Origin of the sequence: Sphingomonas panacis, assembly GCF_001717955.1 — a bacterium.
Classification (GTDB): Bacteria; Pseudomonadota; Alphaproteobacteria; order Sphingomonadales; family Sphingomonadaceae; genus Sphingomonas; species Sphingomonas panacis.
The window spans coordinates 69192-85146 of the sequence record NZ_CP014169.1; the positions used below are offsets into that span (position 1 = coordinate 69192).

At 63.8% G+C, this 15955-nt stretch carries 14 protein-coding genes and 1 pseudogene; 7 read left to right on the top strand and 8 right to left on the bottom strand.

The window, feature by feature from the left end:
* Nucleotide 1 precedes the first annotated feature (1 nt).
* From J0A91_RS23515 to J0A91_RS23535, 5 genes and pseudogenes are all read left to right on the top strand, one after another.
* A complete protein-coding gene (locus tag J0A91_RS23515; RefSeq protein WP_069207656.1) occupies nt 2–1858 on the top strand; it encodes a putative bifunctional diguanylate cyclase/phosphodiesterase in 1857 nt (618 codons plus the stop codon).
* Between the two features lie 116 nt (nt 1859–1974).
* A pseudogene (locus J0A91_RS23520) lies at nt 1975–2574 on the top strand (YoaK family protein).
* 170 nt (nt 2575–2744) lie between these two features.
* On the top strand, nt 2745–3728 hold the full coding sequence (locus J0A91_RS23525) for a sensor histidine kinase (RefSeq protein ID WP_069207657.1): 984 nt from the start codon (nt 2745–2747) through the stop codon (nt 3726–3728).
* On the top strand, nt 3728–4210 hold the full coding sequence (locus J0A91_RS23530) for a response regulator (RefSeq protein ID WP_069207658.1): 483 nt from the start codon (nt 3728–3730) through the stop codon (nt 4208–4210). The genes J0A91_RS23525 and J0A91_RS23530 overlap by 1 nt, the downstream gene beginning before the upstream one ends.
* A 116-nt stretch (nt 4211–4326) precedes the next feature.
* Nucleotides 4327–5955 carry a Na+/H+ antiporter gene (locus J0A91_RS23535; RefSeq protein WP_069207659.1) on the top strand — a complete coding sequence of 543 codons (1629 nt, stop codon included), beginning with the start codon at nt 4327–4329 and terminating at the stop codon, nt 5953–5955.
* 344 nt (nt 5956–6299) lie between these two features.
* On the opposite strand, the gene J0A91_RS23540 is transcribed toward J0A91_RS23535, so the two are convergent.
* Genes J0A91_RS23540 through J0A91_RS23560 form a run of 5 tightly spaced genes read right to left on the bottom strand, consistent with a single transcriptional unit; the run spans nt 6300 to nt 12759 of the window.
* A complete protein-coding gene (locus J0A91_RS23540) occupies nt 6300–6827 on the bottom strand; it encodes a DUF2726 domain-containing protein (protein WP_240502334.1) in 528 nt (175 codons plus the stop codon).
* A gap of 32 nt (nt 6828–6859) precedes the next feature.
* Nucleotides 6860–7060, bottom strand: coding sequence for a hypothetical protein (locus J0A91_RS23545; protein WP_069207660.1), 201 nt, complete (start codon nt 7058–7060; stop codon nt 6860–6862).
* A 40-nt stretch (nt 7061–7100) separates the two neighbouring features.
* Nucleotides 7101–10163 carry a MobF family relaxase gene (gene mobF, locus J0A91_RS23550; protein ID WP_069207661.1) on the bottom strand — a complete coding sequence of 1021 codons (3063 nt, stop codon included), beginning with the start codon at nt 10161–10163 and terminating at the stop codon, nt 7101–7103.
* Between the two features lie 3 nt (nt 10164–10166).
* Nucleotides 10167–12479 (bottom strand): type IV secretion system DNA-binding domain-containing protein, encoded by a 2313-nt coding sequence (locus tag J0A91_RS23555; RefSeq protein WP_069207662.1) that lies wholly within the window; start codon nt 12477–12479, stop codon nt 10167–10169.
* On the bottom strand, nt 12469–12759 hold the full coding sequence (locus J0A91_RS23560) for a hypothetical protein (RefSeq protein ID WP_069207860.1): 291 nt from the start codon (nt 12757–12759) through the stop codon (nt 12469–12471). Before J0A91_RS23560 ends, J0A91_RS23555 begins: the two co-directional genes overlap by 11 nt.
* 708 nt (nt 12760–13467) lie before the next feature.
* On the opposite strand from J0A91_RS23560, the gene J0A91_RS23565 reads away from it, so the two are divergent.
* A complete protein-coding gene (locus J0A91_RS23565; RefSeq protein ID WP_069207663.1) occupies nt 13468–13686 on the top strand; it encodes a hypothetical protein in 219 nt (72 codons plus the stop codon).
* 111 nt (nt 13687–13797) lie between these two features.
* Here J0A91_RS23565 and J0A91_RS23570 read toward each other — a convergent pair whose 3' ends face one another.
* Both J0A91_RS23570 and J0A91_RS23575 read right to left on the bottom strand, forming a co-directional pair.
* On the bottom strand, nt 13798–14022 hold the full coding sequence (locus J0A91_RS23570; RefSeq protein ID WP_069207664.1) for a hypothetical protein: 225 nt from the start codon (nt 14020–14022) through the stop codon (nt 13798–13800).
* 239 nt (nt 14023–14261) lie between these two features.
* Nucleotides 14262–14558, bottom strand: coding sequence for a hypothetical protein (locus J0A91_RS23575; RefSeq protein ID WP_069207665.1), 297 nt, complete (start codon nt 14556–14558; stop codon nt 14262–14264).
* A 349-nt stretch (nt 14559–14907) separates the two neighbouring features.
* On the opposite strand from J0A91_RS23575, the gene J0A91_RS23580 reads away from it, so the two are divergent.
* Nucleotides 14908–15132, top strand: a complete 225-nt coding sequence (locus tag J0A91_RS23580; protein WP_150127128.1) for a hypothetical protein — start codon at nt 14908–14910, stop codon at nt 15130–15132.
* A gap of 89 nt (nt 15133–15221) precedes the next feature.
* Here the strand turns inward: J0A91_RS23580 and J0A91_RS23585 are convergent, their stop codons facing one another.
* On the bottom strand, nt 15222–15800 hold the full coding sequence (locus J0A91_RS23585) for a hypothetical protein (protein ID WP_069207666.1): 579 nt from the start codon (nt 15798–15800) through the stop codon (nt 15222–15224).
* Nucleotides 15801–15955 lie beyond the last annotated feature (155 nt).

Consider the following 15955-nt stretch of genomic DNA (forward strand, 5'->3'; position numbering starts at 1 on the left):
CATGCCATGCGCTTCTATCCATCTTGAGGGCTCGCGCGAAAGCGAGCGGCTCGCGGCGATCGCCGATTATGAGCTCGCCGACGCGCCAGACGAGACCGAATTCGATCATATCGTCGCGCTTGCCGCCTCCTTGTTCGATGTGCCTATCAGCCTGATCTCGGTAGTCGAAGAAGACCGTCAGGTATTCGCCGGGCGAACCGGGCTCGACGTCACCGAAACCGCCCGTGATATCTCCTTCTGCTCGCATGCGATCGAAGCAGATGGCGTCTTGGTCGTCGAAGACGCACGGCGCGATCCACGCTTCTCCCAGAACCCGCTCGTTCTCGGGCCGCCTTACATTCGCTTCTACGCCGGCGCGCCGTTGCGCGTCCTATCCGGGCACGTGCTGGGGACGTTGTGCATCATTTCGCCCGAGCCGCGCGAGTTCGGCCCCAAATTCATCCGCCAACTAGAAAGCCTGGGACAGCTGGTCACTGACCGGCTCGAGCTTCGCAGGAGCGAGCGCAAGCGCTGCGCCAATGAGGTCCGCCTTGCCCAGATCGCGCATGTCGACCAGCTGACGGGCTTACCCAACCGGGCCCTGTTCCACGAAAAGGCCGATGATCTGCTATCGGGACGAAGCGGCGCTGAACCGGCGTCGGGAGCACTGCTGCTGTTCGACCTCGACGGATTCAAGGACGTCAATGACGTGCTCGGGCACGGCGTGGGCGACCGGTTGCTGACCGCCGTCGGCGATCGCCTGCGTGAACGAATCCACGATGGCCACCTGCTTGCCAGGCTCGGCGGAGATGAGTTTGTTTTATTGATGCCCGGTGTCGGCGATCCGCGCGAAGCCCACCGGATGGCCGATGCCATGCGCGCCTGTTTCAATGAGGGCTTCAGGATAGACGGCGAGGAGTTGCAGCTCGATACAAGTATCGGCGTCGCCATCGCGCCGCATCATGGCGCCAACACCGATGCGCTGCTGACGAGCGCGGATCTCGCGCTCTACCGCGCCAAGGATATGGGCGGGGGCGCCATCAGCTTTTTCGAGCCGCATCTGCGCCATCAGGTCGAGATGCGGCGGCGGCTGCAGGGCGAGTTACGTGGCGCTTTCGAGGCCGGCGAGTTCGAACTGCTCTATCAGCCGCAGGTCTGCCTTGACGATGGACGCATTGTCGGAGCCGAAGCACTGCTGCGCTGGCGCCATCGAGAGCATGGGCTACTATCCCCTGCTCAGTTTCTGTCGGTGCTCGACCGCATGCCGCTTGCCGCCGCCGTCGGCGAATGGGTATTGCGAACCGCGTTGACCCAAGCTGCAAAGTGGAAGCAAAATGGGCTGACTTTACGTATGGGCGTAAACCTGTTCGCGTGCCAGTTTCGCACGAATGGTTTGCCCGAGCTTGTCGCTTTCGAACTGGCGCGAACGCACCTTCCAGGCAGCTTGGTGGAGATCGAAGTCACGGAGACGATCGCCATCAAGAACGTCCAGCCCGTCGCGTCCGCTTTGATCGCCTTGCGACAAATGGGAGTCAGCATTGCTCTTGACGACTTTGGCACCGGTTATGCCTCGCTCAGCCTGCTCAAGGAACTGCCGGTCACGCGATTAAAGATAGACAAGAGCTTTTTGCGCGATCTTGATTCCGGATCATGTGATGCCGCGGTGGTCGACGCGGTGTTGCGGATGGGAGAGGCTTTCAGACTTGATGTCATCGCCGAAGGGGTCGAGACCCAAGCGCAGGAGGATTGGCTGCGCGCTGCAGGCTGTCGTGAAGTTCAAGGCTATCTGTACGGCAAGCCGATGACCGCTCACGAACTGTGGCGCTGGGCAGTGAGCTCAACCTCAGATCCTGCGATCAAGTCCCTCCCTAGTGCGTGAGATGCGCTTCCTACAGCAATAGTCGCGCACGTTCCCACCGGGAGATGATTTTCTATAGGGATTATATACTCCGCTACGAACGACGCGCGCGCCTGTTGGCGATTTGCCTGGCCGGGTTGGCCGGCTTCGTCGACGAAGTCGGCTTCCTGAGGCTTGGTAGGTCGTTCGTTTCCTTCATGAGCGGCAAGTCAACCCGGATGGCGGTCGGTTTAACCGGGCGCACTGCAACGGCGGTGCTCGCTGGGTCATTGATCACCGCTTTCGTCACGGGGGTCGTCGTCGGTTCGCTCCTTGCTTCATCTGCAGGGCGGTCGCGCAAGGCAATTGTGTTGGGGGCGGTTTCGCTGCTCTTGTCTGTCGGTGCTGCACTTGGGCGGCTCGGCTTCGACGATGGCGTAGGCATCGCCATGGCGCTCGCGATGGCTGTGTGAACACGGTTCCAACGCGATGGCGAAGTCAGCATTGGTGTGACATATATGACCGGCACGTTGGTCAAGTGCGGTCAACACATCGCCGCCGCACTGCGTGGCGGTGAGCGCTGGGCATGGATACCTTATCTGTTGCTGTGGGCCGGGCTGGTTTTAGGCGCGATCGCAGGTGCCGCCACCTATGCCATGATCGGCCTAAGCGCTCTGTGGTGTGCCGCTGCTGCTGCCGCGTCGCTCGCATTTGCCGTTCGGCTGATCACGTCACCAGCTGGCACGTTCACGTTATAGCATAAGCTGTTCACAGACCGTCTCAAGCGGGAGGACAGGCGGAACATCTCGCGTCAATTTTTGGATCGAGGGCCCAGCGAGAGGCTCGATCCGGTCAGAAATCGCACGAAAAAACAACTTTAGGGCTGCGATTTATGGACGGCGTTGCGCATGGAGGATAGCCCCTGTTCATGGAAGTGATGCATGATCTCGACAGCGCGAGTCTCGGTGCCGTTCTCAAGACGGCGCTCGATGCCGTGGTGGTGATGCGGATGGATGGCACGATCGCGGGATGGAACGACGTCGCCGCGCGGACTTTCGGCTGGTCTTACGACGAGGCCTACGGGCAACGGATGAGCGAGATGATCATCCCGCCTCGGTATCGCGCAGCGCATGAGCAGGGTCTTGGCCACTTTCTGGCGACCGGTGCGGGCCCGGTGCTGGACCGGCATTTCGAAATCGAAGCGCTTCATCGAGCGGGTTATGAGCTGCCCGTAGAGCTGTCGATTACCCGCACCGAACAATTTGGTGCGCCGGTTTTCCTCGGCTTCCTCCGCGATATCAGCGAACGACGCGACGCCGCGCGCCGGCAGGAACTGATGATCGGCGAACTCAACCACCGCGTGAAGAACTTGCTCGGCGTCGTCGCGGCCATCGCGCATCAGACCGGGCGCAACGCCACCACCCTTCCTGAGTTCTCCAAAGCTTTCGAGGGGCGACTCGCGTCGCTCGCCCGTTCCCATGAAATCCTGACCAGCGTTGCCTGGGAGCGCGCGCCATTGCGGGCGCTGGTCGACGAACTGTTCGGCGCTGATCTGAGTGAGGCGGCGCCGCGGATCACGGTCGACGGTCCCACCGTGCTGTTGGCGCCCCGTCACCTGCTCAGCCTTAGCATGATCCTGCATGAATTGATGACGAATGCCGTCAAATATGGAGCGCTCTCGACCCCAGGAGGTCAGATCAATCTGACCTGGGCCGTAAAAGACGGCGAATTGTCGCTGATCTGGAGCGAAACCGGCATCTCCGGGGTTCAGACGCCAAGCCGCAAGGGTTTCGGTTCGAAAATGATCGCGCTCAGCGTCAAACATGAACTGCGCGGGACGATGAACAAGGACTGGCGCGAGGATGGCATGAGGTTTTATCTCAGCTTCGCGCTTGCCGAGGAGGCCGCGTGATGCTGGATCATGGCGTGATCGGATGGCGATGCTCGGGCGACAGGCCGCCGCCAGGTGACGTGAGCCCGGACGGTGCCGGTTCGCTGCCGCAGGCTTTTCTCGAACAGCCCGTCCTCATCATCGAAGACGAAGCCATGATCGCCTGGACGCTAGATAGCTTGCTGGAGGATTTGGGGTTCGTCTCGATCACGATCACCGCGCGCGGCGAGGACGCGATCGCCGCGGCGACGCAGCTGCAGCCCGGCCTGATCGTTTCGGACATCAATCTTGGCATTCGCGGCATGGACGGCATTGCGGCCACCATCGCGATCCGCCGCACGCGCCTGATCCCTATCCTGTTCGTCACCGGACATGCCGGCGCGGACGCCACCGCGCGGATCGGCCACGACTTGCCGGACGCCCTTGTGCTGCGCAAGCCCATTGCCTACTCCGACCTGCAGCGCGCCCTTGTGCGGCTTTCTCAGGCGCTCAAGCCGAGTTGAGCCCGTGCCGCGCGGCCGATGCCGCTAGGTGAGACGCGCCAAGCTGGTCCTGAGCGGATCGTCTTGCCATAAGGGCAGGAGGGCGCGCCCTCCGCCCCGCAAACGGAAAGCGCATTTTGGAAGCAATCACGATCGTTCTTGCCCTGTTGGTCGCCGTCGTCGTCAGCGGCGTCATCTCCAGGCTCCTTCCGCTGCCTGTCCCCCGGCCTCTCGTGCAGATTGCTCTCGGAGCGGTGATCGGCTTGGCGGCAAACTGGCGCGTGACGCTCAATCCCGAAATCTTCTTCCTGCTTTTCCTGCCGCCTTTGCTGTTCCTCGACGGCTGGCGCATCCCGCGTGAAGAGCTATTCAAAGATGGCGTGACCATTCTCGAACTGGCGCTGGGTCTGGTCATCTTCACCGTGATCGGCATGGGCTTGTTCATCCATTGGATGGTGCCCGCGATCCCGCTCGCGGTCGCCTTCGCGCTGGCCGCGGTCGTCTCGCCGACCGACCCGATCGCGGTTACGGCGATCGCGCAACGCGTGCCGATTCCGAGGCGGATGATGCACATTCTTGAGGGCGAATCCCTGCTCAACGACGCCTCGGGCCTGGTCTGTTTGCGCTTTGCCATTGCCGCGGCGCTGACCGGGGCCTTCTCGGTTCATGATGCCGCGCTCAACTTCCTGTACGTCTCCTTCGGCGGTATCGCGGTCGGCGCCGGCCTCACCTGGACGGTCGGCCGCGTCAAGAACTGGATCAGCCGCCGCCTAGGCGAAGACAGCGGTTCGCAGATCCTGATCAGCCTTTTGATCCCGTTCGGCGCCTATCTCATCGCCGAGCATCTCCATTGCTCGGGTATCCTGGCCGCCGTAGCCGCCGGCCTCACCATGGGTTTCATCGAGAGTGGCGGCCAGGCGCTGGCGGTGACCCGTATCCGCCGCAACACCGTATGGGACGTCATCCAGTTCACCGCCAACGGCATGATCTTCGTGCTGCTGGGCGAGCAGTTGCCGATAATCCTCTCGGGCGCGGCCGAGACCGTGCGGCTGACCGGGCATCACGAACCCTGGTGGCTGGGGGTCTATGTGCTGGCGATCAACCTGGGCTTGGCGGCGCTCCGTTTCGGCTGGGTGTGGATCTCATTCCGGCTGACGGTGTTCCGACAGACCGGTCAGCAGACGACGCCAAACTGGCGGATTGTCGCGGCGATGTCGTTTGCCGGCGTCCGAGGTGCGATCACGCTGGCGGGTGTACTGACGCTTCCACTTGCGATGACCGACGGCAGCCCGTTTCCCGCGCGCGACCTAGCCATCTTGCTCGCCATGGGGGTGATCATCGTCTCGCTGGTCGTCGCCAGCATCGGCCTACCCTGGCTGCTCAACGGGCTTGAAATGCCGGCCGAGCCATCGCGGCAGGCCGAGGAGGATCATGCGCGGATCGAAGCCGCGCAGGCGGCGATCGCCGCCATCGAAAAGGTCCAGCATGACTTGGCCGAAGGCCGCAAGGACGCGGATCTCTATGTGGCCGCCGCGTCGCGGATCATGGACGGCTATCGCGAGCGGATCGAGAATCGCCGAGGCACACCTGAAGACAATGCGCTCGGTCGTCGGTCGGAGCGGATCGAGCGCGATATGCGGCTTGCCGCCCTCAAGGCGGAGCGCGCGCAAATCTTTCGGATGGTACGAAAGCGGGAACTGGGCAGCGAATTGGCGCGCAAGCTGATCCGCGAACTCGATCTACTCGAAACACGTTATGCGGGTTAGGCTGACAACGCGGCCTCCATCAGCAGCGTCGTTCGTCTGCATCCCGTGGGGCGACCTCCCTTGATCGCTCACCACCGTTTTTAGTGTTGTGCATATGACCAAACTCAATCTTGGCGGAGCCGATCAACTGCTCCGCTTCCGTGGTCTTCCTCTCCGAGTAGATTTGCATGTGACGATCGGCAGGCAACACCTACTGGGTCTCCATAGTAAGAGAGGCGGCATGCAACTTAACATAGATCGCTGGTCTAACACAGGCGCTAGCCGCTTCTGCTGGAACGGCGGTCTGAACGCAGGCTGTGCGGAAAACGAGTAAATAGGAACAGGCATATGTCCATCGGACCACCTCACGCATTCGCGCGGTCGTGGAGCAGCTCGACGTCGCGCAAATGGCCGACCGCTGCCAGCGCCGTCGGAATAGTCGGCCGGGCCGACGCGGGAATGCGGATCGTCTGGTAGCCCGCCCGCGCCGTCATGGCGTCGCGCAGTCGGTCTTTCACCGCGTCGTGCGAACGGTCGTCGAGTTCGACCAGAGCGACCACCTTGCCGATGGTCGGATCCACGATGACGAAGTCGATGATCTTTTGCGAGAAGGCGTTTCGGTCGGCCAGGTTGAACCGACTTCCCGGCCGCCTGGGCGCGGCGAGCAGCGCGCCCATAGCGACCTGAGCATGGATCCGGTACATCGGGAGCACATGCTCGAGCGCCGACAGCATGGCCTGCTCGCGCGGGGTCATGAACGCCTTGGCGACCGGCGCCGGAGGTCCACCGATCGCCTTCAGCGGCGCGAGCAGCCCGAGCAGGACGACGAGACAGACGAGGAAGATGATCGGCCCCATCGATAGTCGACCAAGCTGGTCGGTCAGCTGGTGCATATGCGTTTCCCTCCGGATTTGCGCGTGGCCGCTCAGAACCAGCCGTCCTTGCGGCCCTCATTGCTGTCGCGAAGCGCTCGGCCGTCGACGGCCGAGCAGCGAATCTCCAGCTCGACCTGGTCGCCCTTGCGTCGCGTCCGGAAATCGGCTTCGCTGAGCCCATTGCGACGCGCATAATCCTCGGCTGCCTTCTCGCTGCCGAACTTGCCGCCTTCGTCAAAATCCCACGCCATGGTCAGTCTCCTTCCAATGTGCCGGCACCGCGCCGACAGTTCACAAATCGAGGCCAAGGCTGCGCTCGGGCAGCGGTGGCAGCAGGTCGCCCTTGACGTCCGGCTTGAGGTCGGGCGGCGCTTTGAGATCATTGGCTTGCCCCACGACCGCGGGCGCGACTGGCCCCTCGGGGATCGGCGGCAGGTCGCCGAGAATGTCGGGCTGGTCGGCCAGATTGATGCCGTCGATCGGGCCAGGATCGAATTTCACGGGCGCGCCGCCACCCTTCCTGTTGTCGATGTCGAGGCGGCCCAGCGTCTCGAGCGCCGAGGTCTTGTTGCCGGGATTGAGGTTGAGCTGGCGCTCGAGCTTCGCCTTGTCGTCCACGACCATCACCAGCTCGTCCCGGACGCGGGTGACGCCGACGTTGAACATTCGCTGGTTCGAAAGATTGCGCTCGTGGCTGTCCATCACGGTGATGGCTTTGTCGGTGGTGATGCCCTGGGCCATGTGCATGTTGAGCGCATAGGCAAGGTCGAGCCGGGAGAGCATCGGGTCGCCGAGGTCGAGCGTGAGCCGCTCCCTGCTCGCGGTCTCGACCGTGACGCCATTGACGTCGACGGTCAGGACCCGCGCGAGCGCAGCGTTATGAAGGTCGCGCGGCTTGTCGTTGGCGGTCCAGCGAATGCGGTCGCCCTCGCGGATATGGAGGTCCTTCTTCTCGGTCAGTTCGAGGCGATCGCGCTTCTCGGTCGGCGAAAGTTGCTGGGGATCGAACCGGATCTTGCGGCGGCCGTCGCTGAGCTCGACCTTTCCATTGGGCAACACGCGGGTGACGTCGTAGCGGCCCTTCTCGAGCCCGACGTCCAGTGCCCCGCCCCGGCCGACGTCGAGCGTCTGACCGGGCTGGTACGTAGAGGCATAGCGCAGCTCTTCGCGCGTGTGGTTGACGCGCTCATAGACGGTGAGGTGGATCCCCTGCCCGCGCACCGTGCCCTCGGCAGCTAGGCCGTCCTGAATCCGTTGGTTGATGATCGCGCGCGAGGCGCGGCCCGACGCAAAGACGGCGGTCGCCTCGCGCTCGTCTGGCGCTAGGGCCAACCACATCTCGGCGGCTGTCTCGGGCGCGCTGGCGCTCTCATGGACGTTCTCGCCCAGCACTTTCATCGCCTCGCCCGCCTTGCCGATATTGGCGAGCGCCGCGACTGTCCGCAGCGTGTCGGTGCGCTGGCGGATGTTCTCGTCCATGCGCGCCATCGTGCCGCCGGCGGCCTGGATCATCGCGAACGACTTGCCGGCGTCGATCGACGAGAGCTGCTGCCGGTCGCCGACCAGAACGAGCTTGTCGATGCCGAGCGCCTCCGTGATCCGGTGGAGCTTGAGCATGTCGTCGCTCGAGACCATCGACGTCTCGTCGACCACCAGCATCGCGCCGGCGAACTTCGCCTGCGCCGCCTCGAACCGCGGCGTGTCGCGCTCGGTTACGAACCGCTCGTTAGCGAGCACGAACGAGGCGATCGTCTGGCTCTTGATGCCGGCACCGTCGGCGAGGTCCGCGACCATCTTGTTCTGGAAGGCGAGGCCGACGATGTCGCGGCCTTCGGCTTCCGCCACGCGCGCGACCGCCTGCAGCATCGTCGACTTGCCGGCGCCGGCGACACCCTGCACCGTGATGGTGCGGTCTTCCGATGACAGGATCAAAGTGGCGGCCGCGAGCTGGCCGGCGTTGAGCGGACGATCGGCGATGGCCTGCAGGCGCTCTGGCGCCTCTGTCGCAGGGATCACCGGCACCGCCTTGCCCGCCCCCGCTTCGACCGCCTTCAGGATCGTTTCCTCGGTGCGCAGCGCTTCGGCCGTAGTGACCATGGAGATGTTCTTGTCGCCGTCGCGGGGCACGCCCGGGATGAGCTGGCGCTGCTCGATCAGCCGCCCGACCCGCGCTTCGACGCTGTCGATCGTCACGCCCTTCAGGCCGAGGTCGAGTGCGGTCTTCGCGAGCAAGTGAACGTTGAACGCCGCCTCGCGCTCGGACAGGATCCGCACGGCGGATGCGACCGCGAGCTGGGTTCGCGCGGTGGCGGGCGACAGGGTGATGCGGGTGAGTCCCGAATCGACCAACGGATCGTGCGGGCGGAGGAAGCCTCCGATCACCTCGCGCGCGCCCTGTATCGCATCGGCTACGGCGCGATACCCACGCTCGACACGGCTGTCCGAGACGCTGGCGCCGGCGCGCGCCTCGGAGGAAGCCAGAAGGCCCTTGCCGTCGAAGCCGAGCGCCGCCGCCTTGTCGATCCAGCCCTTGATCAGACCGTCGCGATCGCCGGCGTTGAGCTTGGGGTCGCGGGTGGTGGTGGTGACGCCGTCGCGCCCTTTCGCCGAGACGATGCCGAGCGCGGCGGCTTTTTCGAGGATCGCCTCGCGCCGCTGGCTGAACGCGTCGATGACGGTCTTCGGCACCCCCGAAATCTCGAATGTGCCATGCTTGCCCTGGAGTTCGACCTGATAGCCGAGCGTCTCGAGGCCGGCGCGCAGATAAGCGTGGTAGATGGCGCCGATCGTCGCATTGTTCGCCCAGAGCTTGTCGGCATGGAGCGCCTGCCATTTGCCGTCGGGCATGCGGGTCAGATTGGCGACGACGGCGTGGATGTGCGCCTGGGGATCGAGCGCGCGGCTGGTGTCGTGCTGGAACAGCGCATAGACGAGATTGCTGGTCTGGACCGGCACCTTGCGGCCCTCGATGTCCTTGCGACCTTCCGCGAGATTCTTCTCGACCCAAGCCATGGTTTTCTGGACGGCGGTCATGTTGGCGGCGAGCACGCGCTTGTCGCCGGCGACATAGGCCATGAGCGACACCGATTTGGGGGCAGAGAAGGTGAGGTCGACGCCGTTGCGACGGTTTTCGTGCCTCGCGACGCCCTCGCCCGACGGCAGCGTGCCGCTCAGGATTTCCTCGAAAGCCTGTTTCGAAACCTCGCCTTCGAGGCCGAGCGTCTCGGCCCCTGCGCCGCCCCACGCACTCTGCTCGGCCGAGCCGTCGGCGGTGTAGTAATTGTCCTTGAAATCGTCCTTCGCGAAATAGTTCGCGGCACCCGAGGCGGAGCGGACCGAGGCGACCGAGAGCACGCCCTAGATCCCCATATCCATGCCACCGGTATCGCGCCCGCTGGCAAAGCCTTCCCTCAGCTCGACGAGGCTTTGGTTTTCGACCTGGGTCTCGCGCGGTTGCGCATCGCGACCCTCACGGCGCTCGTCGCTGGTGCGCGTGCCGACGACCTGCTCCTCGGGCTTGTCGCGCGCCGCCTGCGCCTTGTCGGCCGCGTGGGTAGCAGGCGTCGTCTGCTCGTTACGATCGTCGCTACGCTGTGCCGCGCGCATCGTCTCGGCATTCTCCTCCTCGGTCGGGCTACTGAGGATCCGCGCCGCCATGTCCTTGGCGAGATTGGTCGCCTCGACCACTTCCTCGACGATCTGGGCGGCGCCATCACGCCCCCCTGCCTCGCCTCCCGCACCGCCCTCGTCGGCGAACACTTCCTCTCCGCGCCTTGACCGCACGGGGGCCATATTGGGTCGGGCGATGAAGCCCTGGGCGACCTGGGGATAGTCTTGCCATTCGAGCAGAATCCGCGCTGCCGGAAAGCCATCGGGGAACTTCACGAAGCCGTGCATGGACGGAAGGTTCGTGATGTCATCGGCGATGACGAGGGGCTCGACCTGCTTGCGCGGGGTTAGCGTCGAGGCGTCGCGATTGTTGTTATAGCCGTAGCTATAGGCCTCATCCATCTGGCGCACTTCGCGGTTGCCGATGTAGCGCGCGCACTGCTCGGCCGTATCCAGATCGGCGGTCGCGAGGATGAGTTTGGAGCGAGCGAGCGAGGCAAGGTTGCGAGCGCCCTGTTCACCGTACACCTCGACCAGTTTCTCGAAGCTGTGGATGCCGAGGATCATCGCGCCGCCGAACGCGCGCGCGGTTTGCAGCCCGTTCTCGATCGCCGGCAATTTATGGAGCGCGCCGAGCTCGTCGAACATGAACCAGGTCCGCAGCGAACGGGTGCGCGGCATGGTCATGAGGCGGTTGATGCACAGGTCCATCCAGAGCGTCAGCAGCGCCCGGTTCATCGGCAGATCGACATAGTTGGACGTGATGAAAAGGATCGATCCGGGCTGCTTGTCACCGGTGATCCAGTCCCGGATCGAGAACTGCTCTCCCTCGTCGGGTAGGAAGCGCAGGACCTGCGCATTGGTGTTGAAGACGGCCCGGATCGATTCCGCCATCCGGGCGGCTTCAGGGGCGGTCAGCGGGTCGGCGATGGTGTTGGCGAGGAACCGATGCACCCGCTTCAGGTCCGCCGTCATGAGGTTCTCGGAGAGCGCCAGATTGGTGGTCTGCCCGCGCTCCTGCAGCCGTATGCACATCTCGATGAAGAGCGTGCGTGCGGCGAGCGCCCAAAACGGCTCTGACGAGCCGCCGTCGGACGGAATCAGCGCGGCCGCGGCAGCGGTGAACTCGCTATGCGTGCGGCAGTCGTTGAAGATCGACCAGGCCGGGCAGCGCTGGTCCATCGGGTTGAGGATCGTATCCCGCTCGGGGTCGTAGAAGGCTTCGACATAGGCGCCGGTCAGGTCGAAGATGACGGCATTGTCCTGGCGCGCGCGCATCTGCGCGACGAGGCTGCGAAGCTCGGTGGTTTTGCCCGATCCGGTCGTGCCGATGAGCATCGTGTGCGACTGCTCCATGCGGTGCGGATAGGGGACGCCGGCCAGCGAATAGGCGTGGTGGATGCCGCCGGATTTCCGCTCGGCGAACGGGAGGCGCAGCACCGCCGAAGGGCTCAGTCGCGGGAAGAATTGGCGTGCATCGTCCTCGAATTTGGCGACGTTGTGCTGGGCGATTTCGGCGAAGAGGACGTCGCGTTCGACGAGCATCGCGCCGCGCTCATGGCGCTCCTGGAGTATGGTCTTGCCTCGCCGGCGGGAGATGTCGACGAACCAGATCGCGATCGGCGCAATGACGAATAGCGACACCAGAAGCGAGCCGATCAGCGCGTGGATGGTAGTGTCCCAAGCCTTCTGGACGGCGGGGATATAGGGCACCGCTGGCATTATGGTCTTGAGGATCTCGCCGTTGGGCAGGGTGACGTTGACGCGCTTGTTCGGGTTGAGGTCGACCCAGTTCCAAAGCGCCGAATAGAGCTTCATGCAGACGAGTTGGAAGCCATGTTCGTCGAGACGGAGCGAGAGGATGATGAACCAGGCGGCGAGGAAGGCGAAGAACCAGGCGATAATGGGCAGTTTAGCGCCCGAGAACCACATCAGCATCTCATGTGTGAGAAGCTGGCTGCCACGCGTGAAATTGCCCGAGTTGCGCTGCACGCGGCCACGCGCGCTGTGATGGGTCAGCGGGATGTTTTTCCCGTTCGAGCGGATGTCCTCACGCGCCATGATATTGGACCAGACGCTTGTCGGTTTCGGCCACGAGCCGGTCACGCAGTTCGGGATATTGCTCGCGGATGATGACGTCCAAAGCGAGCTGTTGAAACTCGCTGATCCGGGCGAGCCGCCGCTGGCTCGCGCTCAGGAGATCGGACGAGGAGAGGAACACGTCGAGGGCCGACCGGATGATATCGGCGACGCTGAGTTTGCGTTCGGCGGCGATCGCGCTCAGCCGATCCCATTGGGACCGCTCGAGCCGCACATTATAGTGCCGGTAGCTTGTAGCCAAGACCAACCTCCTAGCAGGGAGGCTGGTGGGGACTGAAGAATGGCAGACTTATAGCGTAGCGAGGCTTGCACGGCAAGTTGATCGTCGCTGGCTCAAGTGTCGTAGTCTCTGAGACTACGCAGAAATGGCCGATTTCCGCGCTTTCGGGTCGCAGCAAAAGCCGTACTACAGCGTAGTCGCGCCTTCACGCGCGATAAACCGTTGTGAAACAACGAAAACCTTGCACCTTCAGGTGCGTAGGGTGTGCATATCCTCAGAGACCGATTCCTTGTCCCTGGGTCGTCTGGTGATGTCTGCTGGGGCGCCGTTAGCGGGTCCGGCTGGGCCAAGCGCCGCCGACGGGCGGAATGCGCAAGGCGTCGGCTGCAAAGCAGCCACGCAGCGCGATCGGGGACGGGCAAGCGAAGCGATGCCCTCCCCATGCGTGCTGGGACGCAAGGCCCGAGCGCGCGTCAATTGGGGCCACCGGCCCCATTGGTCAGGCGAGGATCGTGACCCGGCAGGGCGGAGACAAGGACGCAGTCCTTGGCTCCGTGAGCTTTGATCCCGGCGTCCGTGCAGGGCGGCGGGATCTCTAGCGAATAGAGCCGTCATCGGGCGACCAGCCCGATGCGCCCCCGACCCGTTCATCCTCTTCTTCCAGCGATCTGGCAAAGTCGCTATACTTGACCAGTTCACAGCCCGATTAGCGTTGAACAAGAGGCCCTTATGGCAAAGACACTGGAACAGGAGCGCTTGGCGTTCGAGGAAGATGCGCGTCGGCTCGATGAGCGACGCAGGAGGCTGGAGGAGAAAGAGCGCGAGCAGGCGATTACGACGATCGAAAAGTCGGGTTTGCTCAAGCTCGAAGCCAAAAGACTGGCGGCGCTGACCGACCGCATCAAGGCCCTCGGAATCGACGCTGTCGAAAAGCGTCTGGCCGCCTGAGGCCATCCCGCCGCGCCAACGGCGCGGCACGGACATGGGGGGTTCGATGCCCCCCATGTCCGTTTCTCTCCCAACAAAAAAGGGAGAGGCCGAAGCCCCTCCCTGATGTGCTCAATATTCGTCTGACATCCGTCCCGGGACCGTGTGCACCACCCGGTCGATGAGCGTCATCGGCAGCGCGTCATAGTCGCCCTCGTCGATGGCGGTGTAGGCGCCGCGTTCGTCCTCGATGACGTGCTGGTCGAAGTAGCTGTGGAAGGCGCGGCGTTCGGCGAAGGCGAGTGCTGCGAGATAGTTGGCGGTGTCGGCGTGCGCGGCGGTCGAGATGATCTGCATGATGTGCCTCCTGTCGTCTTGAATGACAGGGGAATGGCCGTCGTTGAGGGAGCCGCCGGGTCAGGGACGCCGGCACAGCCGGCGCCGCGAAGCGGCGGTGGGGGTCACGATTTTCTTCGGCGGCCGCGGCGCCGAAGAGGGAACGCCCACGTCCGATCCGCCGAAGAAAATGGTGGGGCCCCGCCGTCCTTGACGCGGCGGCTCCCTCAACGACATGCTCGGAATTCTGTGAGAGATTTTTATCCTCTGATGGGGCCTCGACGGTCGATCCAGGACCAGCAACGCCCGAACCCTGGCTGACGCATGCGATAATCACTGATCCCGTGCCGCGTGGCCACGCTCGGATCTCGTCGATCGGTGCACCATGACCGCTTCTGCGCGTTCGATCGCAGCAATTCTTCGAGATGCTCGGCGGCGCGTTCATGGAGCGCGCGGCTTTCTGCCGTGAGCTTTTCGCCCGACGGCATCTTTCCGCTTTCGACGGAGTCCCTGAGCAGGTTGATCGCCGCTCGGAATGCAATCTCATTGTCGGTCATAAAACCTCGTTAGTGGACGCCGACGATCGACATTTACAATATCCGCCGTGTCGGCGACAGGCTCGGCTAAAGCTTCGGAAGGGCATTTCTTAGGACGCCGCTGTGCGCACATTCGGCGGGTGCCGCCTTTGGGTTGGTGCGGCGATGTGCCTGTGTTAGTTCCGATCCGCGCTGCGAAACGGGCAGCGCCGGGACTGGTAATCCCGCTGAGAAACGGCAACTCGGTGTGATCTCACGCCGGGGTGCCTGCGCATATGTCCAGGTGTCTCGGCACTAAAAGCGTAGGCGCATGTCTCGGCGTGTTACCAGCCCCGGCTCCCGCGCCCAGTGCGCGGGAGTTGTTGGAAGATTGGCACTTCGGCACTTCCGGGACGATGCTGGTGCCTGGGTGCGGGAAATGAATCTTTACGAAAAGAACCCGGTCGTCACGAAGGCGATGGCGCTCGCGCTGATGCGACAGGCGTTGGGCCTTCTGGACGCGGTGAACGAGCAGATCGCCACTTGCCATTTGCAGATGGCGATCGATACATTGCTGGTGAAGCAGCCACCGGGCCCTGCGGCCGGAACGTGCTGAAGGCTGGTAGGGCGCTGATCCAAGCGGACAAAAAAAAGGCGCGCCCGCGACGGACGCGCCCTTCCCTCGTCGTCCGGAGTGGGCGGAGGCTATGCCCATTCCAGGCGGCAAGAATCTCCGGTAACGGCGAGCGTGAGCAGTCTGTCCAGCCGCTCGACATAACCGGTGACGCCGTCCTCGGCGGCACGCCGGCGGACTGCCGGATTGGCGAGGCGGGTACGGATCGTGTCGATCGGGATTTCGCCGACGCTGTCGGGGCGCAGACCGAGGCTTTCGAGCAGCGCGTAAGCGTTGCTCGAAGCGAGGTCGAGTTCAAGCCCGAGGTCCGAGGTGAGCGCCACCCGCATATTGATCGTGGCCGTCGGCTCGCGGCGGTAGATGCTGACGCGCCGGCTTCGAAACTGTGCTTCCTCTACGACGCTGATGACGTCGGTTGCGAACTCGAAGACCTTGGTGACCGACGCCAGCGCAAGCGGGCAGACGCGTGCTTCGAAATGATAGGAGAGGAACGCGTCTTCGGCGCCGTCGGGATCGAGCAGGACGGCGCCGATCCGCACGCTCTCCTCGCGCAGATAGGTGCGGAAGGCGGCAAGCTGGCGGGCGGTGATAGTGGCGATCGGGCCGTCCCTGTCGTCGGCTGCCGTGGCGATGCGGAATGTGATGGACATCTCGTCCTCCCTTGTTGAACCGCACCTCCAATCCCCCTCCCCTTTACCGTTTCAGCGGGCTGCGAGACGTCGGGCGCGCATGCGCTCAGTCTCCGCGGCGCGACGGGGCTCGATGCCCCCGAGCGCCGCATTGCGACGCAGAAAAAGGAGGAGAG

Excerpts from the sequence above, each read along its gene's own strand:
- J0A91_RS23565 (WP_069207663.1), top strand. The coding sequence starts at position 13,468 with ATGGCAAAGACACTGGAACAGGAGCGCTTGGCGTTCGAGGAAGATGCG.
- J0A91_RS23525 (WP_069207657.1), top strand. The coding sequence starts at position 2,745 with ATGGAAGTGATGCATGATCTCGACAGCGCGAGTCTCGGTGCCGTTCTC.
- J0A91_RS23540 (WP_240502334.1), bottom strand. The coding sequence starts at position 6,827 with ATGCACCAGCTGACCGACCAGCTTGGTCGACTATCGATGGGGCCGATC.
- J0A91_RS23530 (WP_069207658.1), top strand. The coding sequence starts at position 3,728 with ATGCTGGATCATGGCGTGATCGGATGGCGATGCTCGGGCGACAGGCCG.
- J0A91_RS23515 (WP_069207656.1), top strand. The coding sequence starts at position 2 with ATGCCATGCGCTTCTATCCATCTTGAGGGCTCGCGCGAAAGCGAGCGG.
- J0A91_RS23570 (WP_069207664.1), bottom strand. The coding sequence starts at position 14,022 with ATGCAGATCATCTCGACCGCCGCGCACGCCGACACCGCCAACTATCTC.
- J0A91_RS23555 (WP_069207662.1), bottom strand. The coding sequence starts at position 12,479 with ATGGCGCGTGAGGACATCCGCTCGAACGGGAAAAACATCCCGCTGACC.
- J0A91_RS23585 (WP_069207666.1), bottom strand. The coding sequence starts at position 15,800 with ATGTCCATCACATTCCGCATCGCCACGGCAGCCGACGACAGGGACGGC.
- J0A91_RS23575 (WP_069207665.1), bottom strand. The coding sequence starts at position 14,558 with ATGACCGACAATGAGATTGCATTCCGAGCGGCGATCAACCTGCTCAGG.
- J0A91_RS23545 (WP_069207660.1), bottom strand. The coding sequence starts at position 7,060 with ATGGCGTGGGATTTTGACGAAGGCGGCAAGTTCGGCAGCGAGAAGGCA.